This is a genomic window from Streptomyces sp. NPDC093109, from assembly GCF_040701725.1.
Taxonomy (GTDB): domain Bacteria; phylum Actinomycetota; class Actinomycetes; order Streptomycetales; family Streptomycetaceae; genus Streptomyces.
The window spans coordinates 156,045-178,166 of record NZ_JBFBEZ010000011.1; the positions used below are offsets into that span (position 1 = coordinate 156,045).

Here is a 22,122-nt window from a genome sequence, read left to right on the forward strand (position 1 = left end):
GGGTGCGCGCACAATCTCCCATGACCACTGCACCGCTCACCACCGCCAGTGCCACCGCCAGTGCCACCGCCGCCGCGGCCGTCGCGCTCACCGTCGAACCCTTCGGGGACTCGGCGGTGATGGTCACCGTCCCCCACACCGACAGTGCGGTGCGCAGGTCCACGATCACGGCCTTCCGCGACCGGTTCCTGGCGTACCGCCCGCACGGTGTGCTCGATGTCGTCTCCGGCCTCGAATCGCTGCTCATCGAGTTCGACCCGCTGGAGACCGCGCTCCCGCATGTCGTCCACGCGGCCCGGCTGCTGACGGAACGGATACCGGCAGGCGATCCGGGACGGCAGGCGCGGCCGGTCCGCCGGTTCGACGTCCCGGTCGTCTTCGACGAGACGGCCGGGCCCGATCTGGCGGCCGTCGCCGAGGAGGTGGGCCTCGCCCCGGCCGAAGTGGTCGAGGCGATCGCGGAGTCCACGTTCACCATCGCCCTCCTGGGCGCGGCGATGGCTCCGATGATGGACGGGCTCAGGGTGCCGCGGCCGGTGCGCCGGCGCGCCGAGCCGCGTACGGACGTCGCGCCGGGCGCGGTCATGATCGCCGGTACGAACGCGATCATCCAGCCGTTTCCGGGCCCGACCGGCTGGCGGGTGGTCGGGCGTACGCCGCACACCATCGTCGACATCTCCCGCCCGGATCCGGTCGCGTTCGGCACGGGGGATCTCGTACGGTTCGTCCCCGTCACGAGGGACGAGGCGGCGGCGCTGGACGCGGGCTTCCTGCTGCCGGTGGAGGTGCGGGCATGACGGCCGTGAGCCTCGACATCACCGGCACGGGGTGGCTCACCACGCTCCAGGATCTGGGCCGCCGGGACGCCGAGCGGCGCGGTGTGCCCACCGGCGGCGCGGCCGACCAGCACTCCGCGGCCGTCGCGAACGTCCTCGTGGGCAATCCGCGCGGCGCGACGCTGATCGAGAACCTCGGGGGCGAGCTGGCGCTCGTACCCGACCGGGACGTCCTGGTCGCCGTGGCCGGCGCGCCCGCCCGGGTGAGCGTCGACGGCGCGATGGCCGGTGACTGGTCGCCGGTGGTGGTGCCGGCGGGCCGCGAGATCCGGGTCCGCTGCGACACCGGCCGGGGAACCCGTACGTATCTGGCCGTGAACGGCGCGATCGGCGCGGAGACCTTCCTCGGCAGCGCGGCGCCGGACGCGCGGATGGGGTTCGGGCAGATCCTCACCCGGGGCGCGAGACTGCCGCTGGAGACGGAGTTCCGGCGTTTCCGGCGCGCGTTCTTCGAGCCGCCGCTGTTCCGGCTCCCCGTCCCCGCCCTGCGCTGCCCGGAAGGGCCCTGGACCATCGATGTCGTCGAGAGCCCGGGGATCCACGCCATTCCCGGGGTCCGCGAGGTCATCGAGGAGTCGGCCTATGTCGTCACCCCCCGGTCCAACCATGTCGGACTGCGGCTCGACGGTCCTGTACGCCATCCGGACACCGACACCGAGATCGTGTCCCACGGCGTACCGGTCGGGGCCCTCCAGATTCCACACGCGGACGAGCTCATCGTGCTGGGCAGATACCGGAGTCTGACGGCCGGTTACCCGATCGTCGGAGTCGCCTCGCGGGCCTCGCTCCCCCTGCTGGGGCAGGCCGGACCGGGGCGGGAGCTGCGGTTCCGCTGGGTCGACCGGGAGACCTCGCTCCGCGCTCACGCGGAGCGGGAACGCGAGGTGCGGATGCTCGAACGCGCGGTCGCGGGGGCGTTCGGCGCACTCGGTCTCGCGACACCCTTGCCCCGGCAGTAGATGAGAAGATATTCTCATTTGGTACTTGAATCTCAATTCGTAGACGGAGGAGGAACGGTGACATTGGAGACGTTGGCCGGCCGCACCGCGCTCATCACGGGAGCCGGCAGCGGAATGGGGCTGGAGACCGCGCGGCTGCTCGCCCGGGACGGTGCCACCGTCGTCCTCGTCGGCCGCCGGCAGCAGGCGCTCGACGCCGTCCGGGACACGATCAGGGCCGACGGCGGAACCGCCCACGCGATCGCGGCGGACATCACCCGCGCGGACGATGTGGCACGCGTCCTCGACCACGTCCACACCGAACTCGGCCCGGTCGACATCCTGGTCAACAACGCGGGAAGCGCGTCGACGGTGCTCAACCCGCAGTGGCTGCCGCACGACGAGTGGCGACACGTTCTCGACGTCAACCTCACGGCGGTCTTCCAGCTCACCCAGGCCGTGCTCCCCGACATGCTCGGCCGCCGCACCGGAACGATCGTCACCGTCTCCTCGCTCGCCGCCGTCAACCCCAACCTGCTCGGCGGGGCCGCCTACGGCGCGGCCAAGGCCGGTGTCCGCAACTTCATGACCTTCCTGCACAACACCTTCCGCAACGAGGGCCTGCGGGCCATCACCGTGCTGCCCGGCGAGGCGGACACCCCCATCCTGGACAACCGGGCCCGGCCGCCGGCCGCCGAGGAACGCGCCCACATGGTGCGTCCCGAGGATGTGGCGGAGGCGATCCGCCTCGCGGTAACCCTTCCCCAGCGGGTCGTGCTCCAGGAGATCGTCGTGGCCCCCACCCGGCAGCGCGACACCTCGGCCGACCTCGAGATCAGCCGCAGGGCGGGCGCCCCCGCCGACGCCTCACCCCAGGTCTGACACCTCTAGTGCTGTGACCGGCACTAGCCTCCAGGAGGAACACATGCCGCCCACCGTCACCACACCGCCGGCCCCCTTCGCGCCCGCCGAGGCCGTCGCCCGGATCGCCGCGGCCTCCCGCCGGACACAACAGCCCCAGTCCGGGGGCGACCTCGTCTCCCTCGCCATGGGCGAGCCCGGCTTCGACACACCCGAAGCGGTGACCGAGGCCGCCCTCGCCTCGCTCCGCGCCGGACGCACCCACTACTCACCGCTGTTCGGCGAACCGGCGCTGCGCGAGGCGCTCGCCGAGAAGCTCACCGGCACCGCCGGGGCACCGGCCTCCGCCGCCGACGTCCTGATCACCCAGGGCGGCACCGCCGGTCTCGCCGCGTCGATCCTCGCCGTCGTCGGCCCCGGCGACAAGGTGGTCGTCCCTGACCCCACGTACTCGCTCTACGCCGACCTGGTGAGCATGGCCGGCGGTGTCGTCGTACCCGTACCGCTCGCGCCGGACCTGCACTGGGACCTCGACCGGCTGGCCGACGCCCTCACGGACGCCAAGCTCTTCGTGTTCTGCAATCCGGTCAACCCGACCGGGATCGTGCACAGCCGCGACGAACTCGAAGCGCTCGCGGGCATGTTGGAGGGGACGTCCACGATCGTCATCTCCGACGAGGCGTACGCCGACCTCGACTACACCGGCCGGCCGTTCACCTCCGCGGTCGCCGTCGACGGCCTGCGCGACCGTACGGTCCACTGCCAGACCTTCTCCAAGAGCTACGCGATGACCGGCTGGCGTGTCGGCTACCTCTGGGGCCCGTCGCCGGTCATCCAGGCGTCCGCGCGGATCCACAACACCTTCAACGGCTCCATGAACACCTTCGTCCAGGACGCCGCGCTCGCCGCCGTGCTGAGCTGCGACGCCGACATCGCCCGGATGCGCGCCGCGTACCGGGAACGCGGCGAGATCATGCGCGCGGAGCTGGCCAAGGTCCCGGGCCTCACCCTCAGCGCGCCGGAGGGCGCGTTCTACCAGTTCCCGCGCTACGACCTCGACCTGCCCTCGGACCGGGTCGTCGCCGCGCTGCGCACCCACGGCGTCGCCGTGCGGCCGGGAAGCGAGTTCGGCGCCCGGGGCGAGGGCCATCTGCGGCTGTCGTACGCTGCGGGACCGGAGTCCATCACCGAGGGCGTCCGCCGGCTGGCCCGCGGTCTCGCCGCCCTCCGGTGACCGCCGTACCGCAGGCAACAGGGGAGTCGACCCATGCGCAGTGACACCGAGCGCAACCGCAGGCACCTCATCAAGGCCGCCGCGCTGCTCTTCGAGAACTCACCGACGCCGGTCAGTCTGGCCGAGATCGCCAAGCACGCCGAGGTGTCCACCGCGACGGCCTACCGGCACTTCTCCTCCGTCGAGGAGATCCTGCACGCGTTCCGTGCCCAAGTCGGCTCCGAACTGCGCGACTTCAGCGCGCGCCAGACGACCCGGGGCATGGTGCGGCTGGACGCGGTGTCCCGCTACTGGGTGTCGCTCGTCCTCGAACACGGCGGAGCGATGGCGCAGATGCGCTCGCACCGCGGATACCTCGAACGGCTGCGTGAGAGCACCGGCTATCTCACCCCGCAGGCCGAGGCGCTCGCCGAGCCCCTGCGGCAGACCACCGAGGAACTCGGGCTCGGGGACCTCGGGGACGAGGCCCTGTTCCTGTGGAACACACTGTTCGACCCCCGGGACATCCTCGACCTCATCAAGAGCGGACGTACCGAGGACGAGGCCGCCGACCGCCTGGTCGCGGCGGTGCGCGGCGCCCTGACCGGCTGGGCCGCGGCTGCGGACCAGGAGCGCTGAGGCCGGGCCGGCGGGCCCAACACCGGCGGCGCGGGAGCACACGGCCCTGTCCTTCGGGACGGCCGTGTGCTCCCGCGCCATCAGCCCGTTCCGGTCACGCCGCCGACCCCATCAGGTCGCGCACCTCGGCGTCGTCGAGCATCCCGATCAGCTCGATACGCGCACGCGCCACCCGCGAACGTACGGTTCCCACCGGGCACCCGATGGCCGACGCGGCCTCGGCGTACGGCAGTCCGAGCATCTGGGTGAGGACGAAGGCGTCGCGCCGGTCCGCCGCGACGGCGGAGAGCAGCTCCGCGAGCGCGACACCGTCGTCGAAGCCGGGCAGCCCCCGGGGCTGGGCCCGCTCCGCCGCCGACCGCCAGTCGGCACTGTCCGACAGCCGCGGCCGGGCCGCCGCGTACCGGAGGCTGTCCACGAAGGTCCGCCGCGCGATCGACAGCAGCCAGGTACGGGCCGACGAGCGGCCCTCGAAGCGGTGCAGGCTGCCCAGGGCGCGCAGAAAGGTGTCCTGGGTCAGGTCGTCGGCGGCGTGCGGGTCCGCGCTCAGATAGGCCACGTAGCGCCAGACATCGCTGTGCAGGGCGCGTACGAACCGGTCCACGGCGGCCGGGTCGCCGGTGCGGGCGGCGAGCGCCCAGTCCGTGACGGCTTCGTCGTTCCTGTGCGAGGGATACGAGGGCAGGGCAGAGTTCATCGCCTGGTGTCCTTCTCCGAAATCCGGGATCCGGGAGCCTCGTGGAGGCAGACCCGGTGAAGTGGGTACGGCCCGCGTCGAGGCGTGGCCGATGCCCGGAGCGCCCGGCGGAAGACCGGCGCGACCGGGAAACTGGCTGTCAGCGGACAGCGGTCCCGGAAGGCGGACCCCGTGAGGTGAGGACGTGCACCAGCAGCAACTGCCGGAGCGTACGGACCGCGTGCGCCGTACGGGCGCGAACGCGCGGTCGGTGAAGGGGCGTCGGCAGCCGGAGCGCCCACCGCAGGGGCGCGACGAGCCGGCCCGCGCAGGCGCGCAGGACCCGGAAGGCGGCCCGCTCACCGTGAGCGAGCCAGAGGCCGCACAGCAGCGCGGCCAGCAGGTGGGCCGCCGGCATCCCTAGGGACGGCATGCCGCCGGCGGCGTGCCCGAGGGAGGTGGCCGCGTCGTGCGTCATACCCGGCATGTCGTGGTGGGCCGGGCCGTGCTCGGCCGGCATGGGCGCCATGCACAGCAGATACCGCGTCCACCGCTCCACAAGGGACGCGCCGCCGTCCGGCGAAGGCCCTTGCGCCACCACCTGCGCCAGCGAGAATCCCGCGTGCAGCACTGCCTGGATGGCCATGGTCGCGGAGAGCACCGTACGAAACCCACGCTCACGCCCGGCCAGCACCCACCCCACGACACCGGAACCGACGGCACCGGCGAGCAACGCCCACCGGGGGACGGCCGTTCCGGACATGACGATGTGCCCGAGCGCGGTGAGCAGCACACAGACGGCCGCGAACACCGCGGCCCGTACCGTGCGCAAGCATCGACCCGGATCCATGTCGGCACGATCCTCGCACCAGTTCAGGTCCGACAGGAACCGGGTCCGAAATATCCCCACGGCCCCCTCCACCCACCGGAATACGTGACGCAGGACACACGGAATCCCCGGAACCCGACCGCCGCGCGATCCGACCCCTCAAGGGGTCGAATGCCGCACGAGGCGGAGCGATGTGCACCCGCCGGGTACCGGGGATGCCCACCTCGACCGAGGACCCCGGGCCTGGGTCCCGTCTTCTGTCTCGCAGCTACCCGAGGAACGACAACCGGACCTGACGGTTCGTATTGTCAACGTTGGTGTCCACCAGCATCCGTTAAGTCAACTGCCAAGGTACCCAATCGCGCTCTCCGCGCACCAAACTCTCCTCCACAGAGCGGCATTCTCCGCCTCCAGCACGGTGGGTGGTTGGTCCGGCATCTCCGCCTGGCGGCCCTGGGGCAGGCGCGCTCCGGCCGCCCGGGCCCAGTTCCGCAGTCTCTGGGTTGACTCCCGGATCAGCGGCGACAGACCTGATGCCCCTGCAGCCCCGCCGTCGCTACCCGTAGGAGGCAGCCAGCCGAACGGACTGGAGGGTGCAACAGACGCCTGCAACAGATCGGGCTGCCCCAGTCCCTACCTGCGCTCACGACCTGCCCCCGTTGCGGTGTCTGTCGCCGCCTTGCCGGGTGCCGCTCTTCGCGGGGGAGGTTGGACATATGAGCACGCGTCCGTTGCAGAACCAGAGCGAGGCTGCCACGGGGTGCGGAGGAGTCACCCGCACGACCATTCCGCCGAAACTACAGAAAGCCCGCAACGCGGCCGGCTGGTCCCCGTCGAAGACCTCCCCCTGCGCGTTCCGGCTAAACGCCCCGCCGAACCAGCGCCAAAGCGCCCCCAGCAACCCCGGCCGGGACAAACGACACGGTCTGGGAGGGCGCCGTCGCGGTCAGCGCCGCACTCAACCCGCGTACGGCCCGAGCATGCCTTGGCCGTCGTCAAAACGGAGCGCGGCCGCCAGCTTGCCGAGGCCTCCCGAACAACCCCTTCGTACGGACCCGGGCGACCGGTCAGCGGGGCTCATCGCATCTCAGGGCGCGACGAGGACGAATCCCTGACGCGAGCGCCGCGGCCGGGCGTCGACGTCACCGGCCGACCCTGCCTGCGCGTTGGGGAAGGTCGAGGTGTACATGCACCCCTCGCAGGGTCGGGTGTGCGTCTCCAGCAGCTCCGAGGGTGATTTCGGCGGGGCCCTCGGCCACGTCTGCCAGGATGCTGCGTACCTGGTGCAGCCCGTGTCCCCGGTCGGGCCCCTTCGTCGTGCGTCCCTTCCGGAAAACCAGGGTGGGGCGGTCCTGGAACTGTCCTACGAGCCCCTTCCCGCTGTCGAGGATGTCGACGACGAGGTCGGGTTCGTCGATCTGGACGATGACCTGTACGGTTCCGCCGCCGATGGAGGACACTGATTCAGCCGCGTTCTCCAAAATTTCGTAGAAGACCACTCGCAGGGCGTCCGCCGAGAGGGCGGCGTACGCGTCGGCTGGGCAGCGGATGTCGACCTCCACCTGCGCGTGGGCCGCGCTCAGTTCGGCCGCCAGTTCCCTGAGCACCTGGTCAAGCAGTGAGGTTCCGTCAGGCGCGAGCCGGTCTCCGGCCTCCGTCTGGGCGAGTACTTGGCGGGCGGTGGAGAGCAGTTCATCGCTGTCCGTGGAGGCCGCTCCGGTCAGGGCCTGGTAAGCGGCGAAATCGGGGGCGAGACGGTGCCGGTTGATGTGCCAGTCGGAGAGCTGCGCGAGCAGGGCGGATTGCGCGTCCGCGGGTTCGGCGGCCGTCACTGCGGGAAGGCGTGCGACTGCATGGGTCAGCCGTTCCTCGGCGTGCCGGGCGAGCAGGCCGAGGACATTCGCCCGGGGCAGCAGCCAAAGGTCGTCCTCGCCTCCCGGGCGGAGGATTCCGTCGGCGGCCAGTGCGGCCGCTCCGGCGGCCACCGCGGTCGCGGTGTCCTTCCCGGCGACCACCACCATGGACGCCACCGCTCGAACGTCGTCCATGCGAACACGGCCGTCGGGTTCCGCGACGTACAGCGCCGCCCAGAAGGTGGCCAGGGAGGCCTCGTCCTGGCAACGGCTCATCAGGTGCTCCTCCATGGCGCGCACCAGGTCGGTGTCGCCCTGCCACGAGGCGAAGCGGCCGCCCGGGAGCAGGGCGGTCCGAGGCTGACCGGGCGCGGCCCGGTGCAGCATGGTGTGCAACAGGCCGGTGTCGAAGCCGGTCGCCGACTCCATCTCGTCGACGACGACGGCGTCGCCGAGGCCCGCGAGGTCGACGATCCAGCGCAGACGCCGCCACCGGGTCTCGCCGCTGCCGAGCAGCCGGTCGAGATCCTTGGGGCTGCGGCCGGCGAGGACGGTCAGCGGCCACTGCCTGGCCAGCAGACGGAGCATCGCGGTGGGCCGGTGCGCGGTGAGGGGAAGCAGGCGCAGCAGGTCGCGGGTGGACAGCACGGCGCAGGGTTCCCCGCCGAGGTAGCCCGAGGGCTCGAGGCCACGGCCGACCGCGACGCACTGCTGCAGCCCGGCGAGGTCGCCCGGCAGGCCCGGCTGGCCGGGTGCGGCGACGAACAGGTCGACACGGCCGGTCTCGTGGAGATGGCGCAGCGGGTCCTCGGCGAAGAGCCCGTCGAAGGAGGTCATGAATCCGGCGCCGTCCGGGCGGTCGCTGACCGGCCCGATCCGGTGGCTGGCCCCGAGGAAGCGGCCCAGCGCGGAGGTGAACACGACCACTGCCTGCCGGGTGCAGCCCTCCTCGGACATCAGGTCGTCGTAGGCGTCCAGCAGCGCCCGGGCGTCCGGGTCCGCGGGCTCCCACCGTCGGTACTCCGCCACCCGGGGGGCGCTCGGGTCCACCAGCACCTGCCGGACCACTTCGGGGTCGAACGCCGTGCGCCAGGCCGGGAGTTGCGGAACCGCCTCCGGCAGCAGCGCACCGGGCGGCTCCCGCTCCAGTACGGCGCGGGCGACCCTCAGCTGGCCCGCGGTGAGGAGGTCCTCCACGTAGGCGGTCTGGGCCGGGCTCCGCTCGTCGGCGCGGATGCTCCCCCGCAGTGTCTCCACGGCGATCGCGATGTCACGGTCCAGGGTCCGCTCGTACTGCTCCAGTCGGGTCGCGACGGGCGCGGTGCGGAGGTGTGCGCGTTCCCCCAGCTCGTCGATGTCCGGTTCGGGAGGCGGCGTGAGGTCCGCGTCCTCGGCCCGCCGCCTCAGTTCACCGACTTTCAACCGCACCGCTTCGCCCGCCACCGCGCGGACACCGCCGAGTGCCTGCCTCAGGTCGGCGGCGTCCTCGCGGAGCTCACGGCAGTCCGTCAGCATCCTGTCGGCGAGCTCGAACTCGCCCGCTTCGAGCAGGCGGTGGTACACCTCGGTCGGGGTGGCCGGGCCGTGGTACGTGTCGAGCAGCGCCCTGGCCAACTGCTCGGGGTCGGGCTCCGTGTCCGCCGCGAGGGCGACCAGAACGGCCTGGTGCCGGAATCGGTCGGTCCAGTCGGCGAGCAGGTCACGCAGAGGCATACTCATGTTGTCTCCTGTGTCGGTCTGCCGCTTCCCGCGACGCGGTCCGCCGGGTGGCTCCGGTGGGCCGGCCGCGCTCTCACGCGGCTCCCTCCGCACGGTTCAGCGGGCGCAGTCGGTGCAGCAGCGCGAGGGCGGGCTGTGCGTGCAACGGCCCCAGTGCCTCCGCCTCCCGGAACAACTCGTCCCAGCGGTCGCGGATGAGCCGGGTGAGCTCGTGGTGGTGGCCGTCGGTGGCCGTGCCGCCGTCCGGGGCCGCGGCGAGTTCCGCCATGAGTGCGACGACCTCGCGGGCGTCGTCGACGATGCCGGCGGCCCGGTCCGCGTAGCGCATCAGGTTGTAGTTGGTCCACTGGATCGCGGGGTACTGACCGTCGGCGACGATCTCGTCGAGGTACGGGCGGATGTCCGGGCCGGACGGCAGGGTCGCCCCGAGCTTCTCGCACGTGTCGGCGGTGCCCGGTCCCGGTGCTTCGGCGACCGCCTGGATGCGGGTCATCAGCCCGTCCGCGGCGAACAGCTGATCGTGCAGGTAGTAGCCACCGCGGAAGGCGAAGGTTTGCCGGGCGGGGCGGAAGTCGTCGATGCGCTGCGCCAGTGCGCTGCGGGCCCGGTCGACCTGCTCGACGCGCCGGGTGCGTTCGGCTTCCGAGGCCAGCCGGCGCAGCGGGAGTGCCTGTCCGGTGGCCTCGTGGTGGGCGACGGCTCTTTCGCCGAGCTCGCACCAGACGGCGGGCAAGGGTGCCCCGGTGGCGCCCGCCGACAGCTCCGCGTAGACGTCCGCGCCCGCCCGGCCGCCCCACAGCAGGAGTTCGGCGATGGCTCCGGCCAGACACACGGCCCGCTCCTCGGGCCGGGCGGGGAGGCCGAGCGCCGCGTAGTAGAGCGCGTCTCCCGTCGGGCCCTTCTCGACCGGCACGGCGACGGCGCTCAGCTCGGGCGACACCGAGCCCGTGCCCGCCGTCAGCGGCACGAGGAGCTGGGCCTCCACGAAGGCGTGGCGGTGCCAGGCGTCCTCGACCAGCCAGTTCGCCCATCTCCGCCACTGCGGTTCTTCCCGGGAACGGGCGAGGAGCGTCCTGACGGCCTGTCCGCGCAGTTCGGCTCGCCGGAGCTCCGGGGCCCGCAGGAGTTCGTCCAGGTCCGCCCAGGCGCGGTCCTGGCCCGCTTCGGCCGGTGCTGTCGGCGTGTCCTCGGCGGGTGCGCCGTGCCAGTCGGCGATGCCGAGTTCATGGGTGTGGCGGGCGGCGAAGTCCGCGCCGAGGATGTGCAGGCCGACGTGGCCGCTGAGCAGGTCGGCGTCCGTCCGGTGCGAGCGGCGTACGAGCGGTGAGGAGCTGCCGACGACGACCGCCCGGTCGTACACCACCGACCGGGTCGTCGCCCTGCCGTGGCGCAGTGTCCGTGTGCGGCAGACGGCCGCGGTGAGTTGCTCGAAGGCTTCGGAGGTGGCCGGGCCGGCCGGTGCCGGGTGGAAGAGGTGTACGGTCGCGCCGTCGTCGAGCAGTGCCCGCAGGTGGCGTCCGAGGGCGTCGCCGCAGGCGTCGTGCTCGGCGTCGTCGTCCGTGATGGCGATGCGGCGGGCGTCGGAGTGGAGCGCCAGGTGGATGAGGGACCGGTACTCGGCGTCCTCGGCCATCAGGACCACAGGAGCTCCGGTGTGGAGGCCGTCGACGGCGGCGGTCAGTCGCGCGGCGGTGTCCCGCCAGTCCGCGGCCCACCGGATCCGGGCGGTCGCACTATCCTCGGTGGCTTCCTCGGGGAGCTCGGGCAGGCCCCGGGCGACCGGCGCAGGGGCCGGCTCGATGGCGGTCTTCCGGCCGAGGTCCTCGGGCCGGAAAGCGATCCGGCGGCCGGTCTGCCATTGGGGGAAGAACCGGCGCGCCCAGATGAGCAGGTCCACGACGCACCGCGCGGGTTCGGCGGCGCCCTCGGCGGGCCGGACGAGCACGCAGCCGCCGGGGTCGCCGGTCAGCAGGCTGCGGGAGCCGACGCAGGCCTGTTCGTCGTCCTGGACGATCAGGCTGGCCCGGATCCGGGCCCCGCGGTCGCTGAAGATCATCCGGTCGCCGTGCCGGATCTTGAGGTCGTGGAGAGCGTTGGCCACCTTGTCGGGGAGGGTGGCGTTCACCGCGGTGCCCCACAGGAGCACGACGGTGACTCCCCGTTCGAGGGCGTCCCCGAGGTCCGCCAGGATCTCCTTGAACGGCCCGTACTCGATGGCCGGGGCGGCGATGACGATCTGGTGGCGGGCCGATCGGATGAGGTCTGACCTGGTCCAACGGACTCCCTCGCCGACCGCGACCGGCTGGGCCGTGGCCCGGAAGCCGGCCAGGTGGTCGATGCGTTCGCCGAGTGTGCGGGCCGCGGTTCGGAGTTCCTCGTGGGCCAGCTTCAGCTTGGTCGCCGGCGTGGCCGCCGCGGCGTCCGCGAGCCGGGTGAGTCGGCTGCCGAGGTAGGCGAGGTCGGTACGGGCGGGACGACCGGGCTCGGCCTTGTCCCGGAGCCGGTCGATGAACGGGTGAGGCGGGTCCTGTTCGGCGAGGACCGCGATCTCGTTCCGAAACCGGTCCCTGGCCTGCTGGTTCCACTCGGAGTCGTCCGAGATCTCGACGGAGAGCCGCCCGGTGTCCAAGTCGCTGTGCACGGTGCCGCGCACGGACAGCCAGCGCATCGAGCCGTCGGTGCTCAGGAGCGGGTTGCCGAAGGAGACGTCGAGGATATTCCGGCGGAGGCCGCGGCTGCGGCGGTCGTACCGGATGACCGAGCGGACGGCGCGCAGCAGTTCGCCGCGCGGCAGGTCATCGGTGCCGATGCCCTGGCGGACCGGGACCTCGATGGCTCCGGCGGGCGGGGAGGACAGGGACGAGGCGTAGGTGAACACGCTGCCGGTGATCGGCTCGTAGACGAACTTCCGCTGCTCCTGCTGGGCTCCCGCGTCGTCGAGGGCGGAGCCCCGGGCGATCAGGTCCCGTGCGGTGTCGGTGAGTTCGAGCCGCCCCTCGGAGAAGTCCACGGAGACGTACCCCTTCGTCCACAGGCCGTGCACGACGTCGAGCATCACCCGGTGGGGCAGGGTGAACAGGTCGGCGAGGTCGGCGACCGTCCGACGGCCGGCCGCGACGGCCCGGGCGGCCAGTCCTTCCAGGGTGGTCGCGCCGTGCTCGGGGCCGAGCACCAGGGTGAGGGTGACGGCGCGGACGGGGACAGCGATGGTGACATTCATCCGAGCGGCTCCTGCGCTGCGTCCTTGATCTTCCCGATGCGGCGGAACACCGTGGTGACCTGCTTCCACGCCTCGCCGCCGTGCTCCTCGAAGTGGGGCAGGTCGCCGACCACCACGAGCAGTTTGCGGGCCCGGGACAGCAGGACGTTGACGAGTTCGGCCTGTGCCACGTGCCCGACGTTGTGGCGGACGTCCGGGCCCTGAACGGTGGAGCGGACGAGTGAGACGATCACCAGGTCCGCCTCCTGCCCCTGGAACGAGTGAACCGTGTGCACACGGTTCCGCAAGTTCCCGAACTGCCCCAGAGCGCGCACCTGTTGGCTGTACGGGGTGAGCACGGCAAGGTCCAGGGAGTCGCTGTCGGCGGTACCGGCGAGCTGTTCCACGAGCTCGGTGACCAGCTGCGCCTCGCCGTCGTTCCTCCAGTACGGCTTGTCCGTGCAGTCCGGGCGGCGCGAGGTGTCGAGCCAGACCAGGGGGCTGCCCGCGACGTACGGCGGTGCGGTCAGCCCGTGGCGCTTGGCGTATCCGGTGAACGGGGTGGTGAGGAAGGTCGCGGGCAGGCCCGTCGGCTCGTACCTCACCGCCCCGTCCTCGCCGCGCTGCTGGTAGAAGGCGCGCGCCACGGGTTCGGCGATGTCGGGGTGCATGCGGAACTGCTGCTCGAGCTTGTCCAGCGGCGAGCCGGGGCGATGCTGCTGCTCGTCCTTCCTGAAGAGCGTCCCGAACAGCTCCAGGTGCGCGAGGTAGCTCTCGGCCATCTCGACGTGCCGTGCGACCTGTACGTTGCCGCTCTCCCGCAGCGTTTCGAGGAAGTTGCGCACGTCGGTGGCCCGGTGCGGGCCGAGCTGGCGGTGGTCGCCGATGAGCGTCCACCGCACGCCGAGCACCAGCGGCATGATGATCTCGGTGGGCCAGGCCTTGGCGGCCTCCTCGATGAGCACCCAGTCGAAGATGTCGGAGGCGTCCCGGATCTCCTCGCTGAACGTGCCGGCGATCGAGCAGGTCGCGAGGACGATGTTGGCACCTGCTTTGATCCTGTCGGAGACCTCCAGCAGGTTGTTGCCGACCAGGTCGGCCCACTCCCGGGCAAGCCTGAGCTCCGCCCGGCCGATGCCCGCCCCGTCCGGTCCGGGGTCCGCCATGCGCTGAGGGGCCCGGCGGATGTCGTCCCGGAGGTTCTCGGAGAGTCGCGTCAGCGTGTACGGCTGGAGGGCCGGAGGCAGGCTGTCGATCCCCCGCGAGTCCGGGATCTCCCGCAGCAGCAGGACGCGCCGTTCGGCGAGTTCGGTCCGCAGCTGTTCGACGAGCCGCAGCCCGAGGTGGTCGAGCGCACCGTTCGACTGTGCGCTCACCAGGACCCGTGCCCCGGGCTCGGCCCGCAGGTAGCGCTGGACGGCTCGGGTGGCGACGGTCGTCTTTCCGGTGCCGGGCGGGCCCTGGAGTGCGAAGAAGGGGTGGGACTCCAGCATCTTCCCGATGATCTTCTCGGCGTTGCCGGCCAGTTGCGACCGTTCGTCGGAATCGTCCGGGTGCCACTGGCCCCGGTTGATGGTGATCGACGAGGGCGAGTGGAGAGCACGCATCAGCCCCTGCTTCTGCCGCAGGGCCTCCACCCCACGCGCCATCCGGCTGAACTGGATCGCCGTGCCCCGGTCCTGCGCGGGCCTCAGCCAGCCTGTGGGCGGAAGGTGCCGCGCGTCGGAGATCCGCACCTCCACGGTGTCCGCGTCCCTGCGGCCGACCAGGGAGACGTGCACCCGGTCGCGGCCGAAGTACGGGGTGCCTTCCCCGGCCACCACGTCGAGCACGACCTCGCCGTCCTTCTCCGCCTGCTCGGCCAGGAGGGAGGCCGCGAAGTCGCCGAGTGCCGGGCGTCGCCGGGGATCGGCCGCGAAGGCGGTCAGCAGGGGGTTGCTGTGCCGGTACTCGGGGTCGCGGTCACGGTCGATCTGCAGGATGTGGGTGCTGCCGCTGCTGCCCTCCGGAACTCTGGTGTACGGGTACTGCCGGGCCCGTTGCATGGCGCCCTGGTAGTCGAGCATGAACTCCATGGACCTCAGCAACTGCTGGTTCCCGGGGTCGTGGGCGGCCCGGCCGGCCTTCACGGCTTCGGTCAGCGGCGTCCAGTCGGGGCGGCCCTCGAAGTGGGCGCGGAGGTCCTGCCGTGCTCGGTACGCGACGAGGTCTATCCTGCCGATCCGGCGCCGGGGCCGGGCCGCGAGGATCTCCTGAGCGAAGCGCCGGTCGACCAGGTACTTAATGACCAGCGTGCGGGTGTGCTGGGCCCGGATCTGTCCGGAGAGCGTCTCGTCGTAGAGGAACGCGCAGAACCAGACGGCCTGTTCGCCGATCAGCGCCCATTCGGCCTGCTGCAGGCGCTCCTCGCGCCCGGAGACGAAGCCCTTCGCACCGCCCGGGGACCACACCAGTTCGGCCTGCCGCAGCTCCCATGTGAGGAAGTCCCGGAGCTCGTCGCGGCCGGTGGGTTCCTCGGGGCTGTGGGCGATCCACTGGCGCTGCCGGTACACGGTGTCGACGGACTCGGCCGGCATGAACGCGACCAGGTACGGCTGCCGTTCGGGGTCGTTCTCCTCCCACAGGTCACAGATCGACCCCCAGTTCTCCTCCAGCGAGCGGGCCGCCTCGAACGAGGAGCGCCGCGCGCCGGGCTCCGGGTCGAGCATTCCGAGCAGGACCCGGACCAGTTCCCGGGGGATGCCCCGGCCGGACTGGGTCTGCAGATGCCGGCGCATCTTCGTGTGCAGGGTCTCCAGGGCACCGAGCAGCTCGCCCGGACCGGCGGTGGAGACCGCGGCGTACGACTCCGTGAGCGTCTCGGCGAGCGGCCCGCAGAACAGTTCCCAGCCGAACACGCCGAGGCCGAAGACGTCCGTGCTACTCCAGTCGCGTCGGGGCTCGGGCATCTCGTCGAAGAGCGACGGCCATGTCTCGGGCGCGAGGTAGGCAAGGTGATGGGCGCGCTGGATGCCTGCGGGCGGCTCCAGGTAGAGCGCGTTCATCAGGGTGCGGTACTCGTGGTTCCTGGACGGCGCGTACAGGGTCCTGACCAGATTGCCGAGCAGCGCGCTCATCTCGAACCGTCCGAGGGCGAAGGCGTAGCGCCCATCGACGTTCTGGCGGATGGTGATCGCGCCGGGAGTCAGGTTCCGGTGCAGGATACGTGCTCCGTGCAGCTGACTGAGTGCGTCGACGAGAAGGCTGTACTGCTCGAAGGCGAGGCCGCGGTTGTTCCTCACCCATTGCGGGAAGCCGTCCCGGGTCCAGGCTTCGCTCAGCCGGGTGCCGATCTGGCGCGTCATGGTGAAGGCCACGCCGAGTCCGGCATCGAGTCCCCCGTCGACGATCTCCGGCAGCGCGGGGTGTCCGATCGCCTGGAGGCGTAGGAGGTTGCGGACCTCGTGCTCCCAGAGCTCGCCCGCCACGCCGAAGATGTTGCTGAACAGGAAGGCGTCGAAGAGGTCGGACTCGTCCCCGGGGCGCTGGAGCGTGGCCCACAGCATGCGGTCGCCTATCGGTTCGGGCGTCCTGACGCACTCGTACGGGCCGTAGGGCGCGTCCTTCCCCACGAACAGCTTGTCAATGATCTCCTGAGGGCTCGCGCCGTCGAATGCCACCATCCGAAACCTGATTCCTCTCATGCCTGCCGCTCGTTCGGCGCCGTCTCCAGCACCGCCACTCCGTCCGCGACCGCCACGGCGGTCCGCCCGCGGTCGAGTGCCGCCCGGTCCCGTACGGGGCCCCCCAGGTTGTCCGGCAGGTCGATGTCCCACGGGGGCAGCGGCGCGGGCCTGGCGCCGCCGGTCCGTCGCTCGGTGCCGTCGGCGGCGGCGTAGGTCCGTTCAGTCCCGTCGTCCCAGCGGACCGTGATCAGTTCTTCGCCGTCGGCGGCGAGCATGCGGGTGACGCCTTGCCCATCCGCGGTTCCGAGGGGAAGGCCAGTGGCCTCGTGGGGCGTCGGGTCCCAGACCCGAATCCGGGTGTCCAGCGAGCTGGCCGTGACCGGGAGGGCGGCCTCCGCGAGGCCGGGTGGTCCGGCGACGGTGGCGAGCCGGGCACCGCCGACGGGTCCGTCTGCACGGATCTCGGTGACGCTGCTGCGGGTGGTGAGGTCCCACAGCCGGAGGACACCGTCCCTGGTCGTGGTCAGCAGCCGCGGGGTGTCGCCGGGTCCTGCGATACCGGCGAGGGTGACCAGGTCGGCCGCTCCGGTGGCCATGGGAGCGTCGTCGTGCACCAAGCGGTCTTCCCCGTCCAGGGTCCAGAAGGTCACCTGGCGCGCGCCGCCCACCGTGTCGGCGCCGGCCAGACGTGCTTGCTGCCCGGCACCGGGCAGCAGGGTGAGCGAAGCCTGTGAGTCGGCCGTGGGCACCTTCGCCACCCGTCTCGGCCTCTCCCCGGTGACGTCCCAGAGGACGAGGTGGGTGTCGGTGCTGGTGACCACGCGCCGCGCGTCAACCCCGACGACGGTGTGCGGGTTGCCGTAGGGCTGGGCGGAGCGGGGGCGTGGCACCTGCTCGTCGAGGTCGACCACGGCGACGTATCCCTGCGGTCCGACCAGCGTCAGCCGTCCGCTCCCACCCTTCGTGACGGCCATGCCCGTCACGAAGGTCGGCGTGTCGAACTCGGCGACCTTCTGCGGTCCGGCGGAGACGTCCCACACGCGAACGGTCCGATTGCCGTGGGCGACGGCCACCAGCGGCCCGCGGCCGCTGTCGGTCGGGGGGAGGGCGGCCAGCGCCGTCAGCCCTGCGCGGGGCGGACCCGGCACGACCGCGATCGGGGCGTGGCTGAACCACGGATCCCAGACCATGACCGAGCCGTCCTCCGCGCCGCTGACGAACCGGTCACTGCCCTCGTTCCAGGAGGCCAGGGCGCGGACCGGCCGCGTGTGCCCGCCGAGGGTCAGGTGCGGGGCGTGGCGACGCAGCAGGCCCCAGCTGACCCACCACGACGCCCCGGGGCCTGCCTGGGGCAGCCGGCCGGTGGTGCGCAGGGCACCCAGCTGGCGCAGGCCCGGTCGGTCGGCGGGCCGGGCGGCACGGATCAGCGGGGCCGCGGTCAGGCTGCCCAGCACTTCTGGGGGGAGATGCTCGGCGGAGCCTCCCGCAGGAAGCGTCAGGCGGGCCGCGAGGACGTCCCGGCCGAGATCGGGCAGCGCCGTCTCGTCCAGGGCGCGCGTGGACGCCGCCAGTTCGCGCCAGCCCGCGGGTCCTGCGGCGGCGGCGTGACCGGAGAGATGGCGTGCGAGGTAGCTGTTGGCCGGGCTGTCGGCCAACTCGGCCCTGTGCTCGACGAGTTCGGTCAGGGCGCGGACGACTGCGACCCTGCGGTCGGCCCCGGACCGTGCCCTGAGCGCATCGGCGAACGTGCGGTGGACGAGGCGGTGCACGGTCTGCCGTTCGTCACCGTCGAGCAGGACGTAGGCGGCGGCGCGGTCGAGCAGGCGGGTGATGTCAGTATCGGCGGGGACCGCGCCGTCCGGGGCGAACGCCCCGGCGATGGTGGACCACACGTGGTCCGCACGTGGCACGCCGCGGCCGTGGGTGTGGGCGAGGGCCGCGAGCAGGTGTTCCGCGGCGGGAAACGCGTCGGTGATTCGCGCGAGCGCACTGTCCAGGAGTCCGCGCCCGTCCTGGGTCAGCAGCCGATCGAGGTCCGGGCGAAGGTCGGGGGTGAGCAGTTCGGGCCGGTACTCGATCTCCTGGACGACGAGCGCCGTCTGTAGGAAGTGCCAGGATCCGTCCGATACGCGATCCGCCGCGGTCACCGCGACGAACGCCACGGCCTCCGGATCGCCGAACTCCCGCAAGCTCGCCGCGACGTAGCTGCGGGCCGCTGCCGGATCTCCTGTCAGCCGGTGCGCCCGCGCCTGCCCGGTTCCCTCGCCAAGTGCGTCGAGCAGCGTCCGTCCCGGTGCCGACGGGACTGCGTCGGGGCGGGTGCCGACAATCAGCCGGACGCCGGGTAATTGGGCCAGCTCGCGCAGCAGGTCGGCAACGAGCAGTGGCTCGTCCGCCTCGTCGAGGGCGTCGGCGAGGACGTGCACCGGTCCCCGCTCGCTCAGCGCGGCTTCGAGTGCGCTGAGGCGGCTCTCGGGGGAGCGCCCGGGCGTGAGGGCGTCCGGGGCGCCGAATACGGTGATGAGCCTTGCGATCACCTCGTGGGGATCGGCTCCGGTGAGGTGCAGGACCACGTCGAACGGCGGCAGTCCGAGTCCCTGCTGGAGCCTCTCGCCGAAACCCGCTGTCTCCAGTTCGCTGCCGATCTCAGGGTGCGCGTGCATCAGCAGGTTGCCGAGGAACGCCGACTTGCCGACACCGGGGTCTCCGGTGACGGCGAGGATGTCCGGCGCTGCCGTGTCGGCGAGCCACGCGGCGACTGTTTCCCGGTCGGCGGCGCGGCCGGTGAATCCCCAGGACAGCTCGGCAGGCCCGCTGCACACCCCCTTGCGCAGGAAATGGGTGAGCGCGCTGTCGCCCGACGCATCAAGCAGACGGTGGAGGCGCTGGTAGTCCTCGACCGTGGCCGTGACCGGCAGCGGCCGCACGGGGCGTCGGCGCAGCGGTAGGGAGCGGCCGACGCCTATCTGCTTGACGACCAGTCCCTGGCGGCCGTCGAGCCGGGAGGCGAGGTCCGCCGGGCGGACTTCGGCGTCGTGGTCGGTGTAGCCGGCCAGGACGCGGGCGAGTTCGGCGTACAGGGTCCCGAGATGTCCGGGGCCGTGGTTCTCTCCGGACCCGATCAGCAGGGCTCCGAAATCCCCACTGGTGGTGTGGCGCAGCCAGCGGAGCTCGCCCTCCACCTGGTCCATGAAACCGGCGGCGCCGCAGGCCTCCACCATGACCAGTGCCCAGTGCCGTTCCTCCCGGAACCCGTACTCGTCGTCGAGGTGGCGGGCGAGGCTCTGCGGGACGAATCCGGCATCCCGCTCGTTGTTCGCCCGTGCCGGAACGAGCAGTTCAGCCCGGTCCCCGAGCGATCTGCCGTGGCCGATCCAGAGCAGCGCCGAGGTCCTGGCGCCGCCACCTGCGGCCCAGTCGGCCAGCCGGTCGTCGATAGCTGTCAGGTCGGTCGGTACCGCCCGTTCCCACGGACGGGCGACCGCGCCGAGCTGACCCAGCAGCTTTGTGATGCGAGCGGCCTCCTCGGTGGCGGCAACGTCCTTCACCGCTGCGCCGTTGAAGGTATCGACAGGGACGGCGAAGATCGGCATCTCCGCCACGTGGTCCTCGCCATACCCACTGCTGAGCATTGTGTCAGCCACGCCGGTGTACGCATCGCCGTCGTCTGCACCGGATTGTGGACCAGTCATCGGTCAGACGTCCGCGGCCGCGGTCATGATGTAGTGCGAGAGGGGTTCGGTGCCCCCGGAGACCTCGATGCGGTAGAGGCCGGGCCGGGGCAGGACGCAGGCGGCGGAGAGGGTGTCGGCGTTCTCGCGGTCGCGGCGAAGCGGGGCGCGGACGGTGACACGGGATCCCGTCACCTCTTCCACCGTGCAGTTCACGGCGGCGGGGTTCGAGGTGCCTGCCAGCCGGATGGTGAACCCCTCGCCGAGCCCGACGGCCTCGGGCGCGTCGAGGGTGAACTTTCCGTCGCCGAGAATGTCGCCGAGCTCCTCCAATCCGCGGATGCGACTGAGCGCGGACACCGCCATGTTGCGCACCAGATTGCCGGACATCAGCGTTCCGTGCTTACGCGCAACAGGGATCTCGCGGGCCTCGCCGTGCTGGGCGGCGGCGGTACAGACGGTGCCGTCGCCGCCTAGGACCTGGCGCATCGAGCTGCCGTCCGGATGCCGCAACGGAATTCCGTCCTTGCGCCTCGGCAGTTCCTCAGAAGTGACGGCCTCTCCGGAATTGATGTGCATGCTGGCGGGCGTGGGCTGCCGGACACCGACCACCAGGCTGTGGTCACGAAGCTGAACGTCTGCCAGCCGCTGCTGCCAGGACAGTGTCTCGACCGCGAGGTCCGGGTCGCCGCCGATCGCCACCAAGTCCGCGGCCGCCAGACGCCTGGTCTCGTCGCCGTCCCACAGGCACCGGTAGCCGGGCAGGAGGTCGTACAGCCCCGGCATGGTCCGGCCGATCGTGCGCAGTTGCTCGCGCGGAAGCCACGGGGCGCCGTTGCGGCCGGTGCTGAGGACGACCGCTGCCTTCACGGAGCCGGCGAAGGGAGTGCCCGCAGTGAGCACACCGGCCACCTCGTCCGCCGCCCCCGGCGTCGCGAACACCTCACGGACCAGCAGCCCGCCCATCGAGTGGGCGACGAAGAGGAGTTGCCCCGGCCGGTCTTCCCCCGATCTCACCATGTGCCTGCCGTACTCACGATGGGCACGCCAGGCCGCCAGGTGGTGGCTCGCGAACTCGGCGAGCCTGGCGCCATTGTGTTGGACCGACAGCCGCCAGTCATAGGCGAAGGTTGCCACCGCTTGGGGATGGACAGCGTTAGCCCGGAGATCCCCGACGAGCTTGCTGTACGGCTCGATCCCGCCAAGGTTGGGAAACCACTCATGGACGGAGAGCAGTCCCCGCGGTTTGATCCGCCCGGTGCGTCCGGCGCGTTCGTCGTCGGTGAGGGCCAATGACCTGAATCGGTCGAGCTGCATCCGGGCCGTGTAGCGGAAGAGGTGAGGAGCCCCCCAGAGCTTGGTGTCGTTCGCCGTGTCGACCAGCTCACTCCCCATGATGCCAGGCACGACGACCACCGCGTCGTGCAACAGTCGCTTCTGCCCCGCTCTTGCCAACTGCACGTCCCCCGGAGCTCGGTAGTCGGTCGGCACACTATCGTGATCCTGACGATTTTTCGGAACAACAAAAAATTCGGCCAAGAATCCCGATGTGACATCGCAGTCCGGACATCATCCTTGTTGCGGTCCTCGCGGGTGCCGATCTCAACCTGGTCGCAAACGTTCGTCCGGGCCAGGTAGGTCGCGCCTTGCTGCAGCGCGATGTGCAGGTCCGTCAGAACGTGACGCAGCAGATCCTGTGCCGCCGCAGGGAGGCGGAGCTCGGCAGGTCTCGCGTCCCCGGAACAGCACCACCCCGTCGAAGATAACCAGGCCGATGGCGACGCCGGCGATCAGCGGGGCCGTGCTGCCGCCGCCGGTCCCAGCGAAGTCGGGGCCGATGGTCGTAGGTAGCGGGGTGAGGTCGCCGTCGGTCTGGGCCGACAGGCCTGTCACCGCATCGCGGGTCTTCGTCGCCATCACCGACACGGAGGATCACAAGAAAGTTGGCGCAGCCGGACTTGCCCTCTACAGTGCCGCCGAAGCGCCTCACTAACCGAAGAAGCTCAACCGGACTCTACGGTTG

12 protein-coding genes are annotated in these 22,122 nt (G+C 71.6%); 5 read left to right on the plus strand and 7 right to left on the minus strand.

Annotated elements, in window-relative coordinates:
- Nucleotides 1-20 precede the first annotated feature (20 nt).
- The 5 genes from AB0389_RS13750 to AB0389_RS13770 all read left to right on the plus strand — a co-directional run bounded on the left by AB0389_RS13750 (nt 21) and on the right by AB0389_RS13770 (nt 4,487).
- The gene (locus tag AB0389_RS13750) at nt 21-797 is read left to right on the plus strand and encodes a carboxyltransferase domain-containing protein (protein WP_366395568.1); all 777 of its coding nucleotides are present in this window, start codon (nt 21-23) and stop codon (nt 795-797) included.
- Complete coding sequence (locus tag AB0389_RS13755) at nt 794-1,795, plus strand: allophanate hydrolase (protein ID WP_366395569.1); 1,002 nt, start codon at nt 794-796, stop codon at nt 1,793-1,795. Before AB0389_RS13750 ends, AB0389_RS13755 begins: the two co-directional genes overlap by 4 nt.
- A 63-nt stretch (nt 1,796-1,858) precedes the next feature.
- Nucleotides 1,859-2,656 (plus strand): SDR family oxidoreductase, encoded by a 798-nt coding sequence (locus tag AB0389_RS13760; RefSeq protein WP_366395593.1) that lies wholly within the window; start codon nt 1,859-1,861, stop codon nt 2,654-2,656.
- 43 nt (nt 2,657-2,699) lie between these two features.
- Nucleotides 2,700-3,869 carry an aminotransferase class I/II-fold pyridoxal phosphate-dependent enzyme gene (locus AB0389_RS13765; RefSeq protein ID WP_366395570.1) on the plus strand — a complete coding sequence of 390 codons (1,170 nt, stop codon included), beginning with the start codon at nt 2,700-2,702 and terminating at the stop codon, nt 3,867-3,869.
- 33 nt (nt 3,870-3,902) lie between these two features.
- Nucleotides 3,903-4,487, plus strand: a complete 585-nt coding sequence (locus AB0389_RS13770) for a helix-turn-helix domain-containing protein (RefSeq protein ID WP_366395571.1) — start codon at nt 3,903-3,905, stop codon at nt 4,485-4,487.
- A 94-nt stretch (nt 4,488-4,581) separates the two neighbouring features.
- Here the strand turns inward: AB0389_RS13770 and AB0389_RS13775 are convergent, their stop codons facing one another.
- From AB0389_RS13775 to AB0389_RS13805, 7 genes are all read right to left on the minus strand, one after another.
- Nucleotides 4,582-5,184, minus strand: coding sequence for a sigma-70 family RNA polymerase sigma factor (locus AB0389_RS13775; RefSeq protein ID WP_366395572.1), 603 nt, complete (start codon nt 5,182-5,184; stop codon nt 4,582-4,584).
- A 139-nt stretch (nt 5,185-5,323) separates the two neighbouring features.
- Nucleotides 5,324-6,013 carry a hypothetical protein gene (locus tag AB0389_RS13780; RefSeq protein WP_366395573.1) on the minus strand — a complete coding sequence of 230 codons (690 nt, stop codon included), beginning with the start codon at nt 6,011-6,013 and terminating at the stop codon, nt 5,324-5,326.
- 1,121 nt (nt 6,014-7,134) lie between these two features.
- Nucleotides 7,135-9,564: an ATP-binding protein gene (locus AB0389_RS13785; RefSeq protein WP_366395574.1), complete on the minus strand. Its 2,430-nt coding sequence runs from the start codon at nt 9,562-9,564 to the stop codon at nt 7,135-7,137.
- 73 nt (nt 9,565-9,637) lie between these two features.
- Complete coding sequence (locus AB0389_RS13790; RefSeq protein WP_366395575.1) at nt 9,638-12,784, minus strand: hypothetical protein; 3,147 nt, start codon at nt 12,782-12,784, stop codon at nt 9,638-9,640.
- On the minus strand, nt 12,781-16,425 hold the full coding sequence (locus tag AB0389_RS13795) for an AAA domain-containing protein (protein ID WP_366395576.1): 3,645 nt from the start codon (nt 16,423-16,425) through the stop codon (nt 12,781-12,783). Before AB0389_RS13795 ends, AB0389_RS13790 begins: the two co-directional genes overlap by 4 nt.
- A 17-nt stretch (nt 16,426-16,442) precedes the next feature.
- Nucleotides 16,443-20,072 (minus strand): hypothetical protein, encoded by a 3,630-nt coding sequence (locus AB0389_RS13800; RefSeq protein ID WP_366395577.1) that lies wholly within the window; start codon nt 20,070-20,072, stop codon nt 16,443-16,445.
- A gap of 51 nt (nt 20,073-20,123) precedes the next feature.
- The gene (locus AB0389_RS13805; RefSeq protein ID WP_366395578.1) at nt 20,124-21,638 is read right to left on the minus strand and encodes a hypothetical protein; all 1,515 of its coding nucleotides are present in this window, start codon (nt 21,636-21,638) and stop codon (nt 20,124-20,126) included.
- Nucleotides 21,639-22,122: the final 484 nt, after the last annotated feature.

What these genes read in the sequence shown, in the direction of transcription:
- AB0389_RS13780 (WP_366395573.1), bottom strand. Translation starts at nt 6,013, where the DNA reads ATGGATCCGGGTCGATGCTTGCGCACGGTACGGGCCGCGGTGTTCGCG.
- AB0389_RS13775 (WP_366395572.1), bottom strand. Translation starts at nt 5,184, where the DNA reads ATGAACTCTGCCCTGCCCTCGTATCCCTCGCACAGGAACGACGAAGCC.
- AB0389_RS13750 (WP_366395568.1), top strand. Translation starts at nt 21, where the DNA reads ATGACCACTGCACCGCTCACCACCGCCAGTGCCACCGCCAGTGCCACC.
- AB0389_RS13790 (WP_366395575.1), bottom strand. Translation starts at nt 12,784, where the DNA reads ATGAATGTCACCATCGCTGTCCCCGTCCGCGCCGTCACCCTCACCCTG.
- AB0389_RS13755 (WP_366395569.1), top strand. Translation starts at nt 794, where the DNA reads ATGACGGCCGTGAGCCTCGACATCACCGGCACGGGGTGGCTCACCACG.
- AB0389_RS13765 (WP_366395570.1), top strand. Translation starts at nt 2,700, where the DNA reads ATGCCGCCCACCGTCACCACACCGCCGGCCCCCTTCGCGCCCGCCGAG.
- AB0389_RS13770 (WP_366395571.1), top strand. Translation starts at nt 3,903, where the DNA reads ATGCGCAGTGACACCGAGCGCAACCGCAGGCACCTCATCAAGGCCGCC.
- AB0389_RS13785 (WP_366395574.1), bottom strand. Translation starts at nt 9,564, where the DNA reads ATGAGTATGCCTCTGCGTGACCTGCTCGCCGACTGGACCGACCGATTC.
- AB0389_RS13795 (WP_366395576.1), bottom strand. Translation starts at nt 16,425, where the DNA reads ATGGTGGCATTCGACGGCGCGAGCCCTCAGGAGATCATTGACAAGCTG.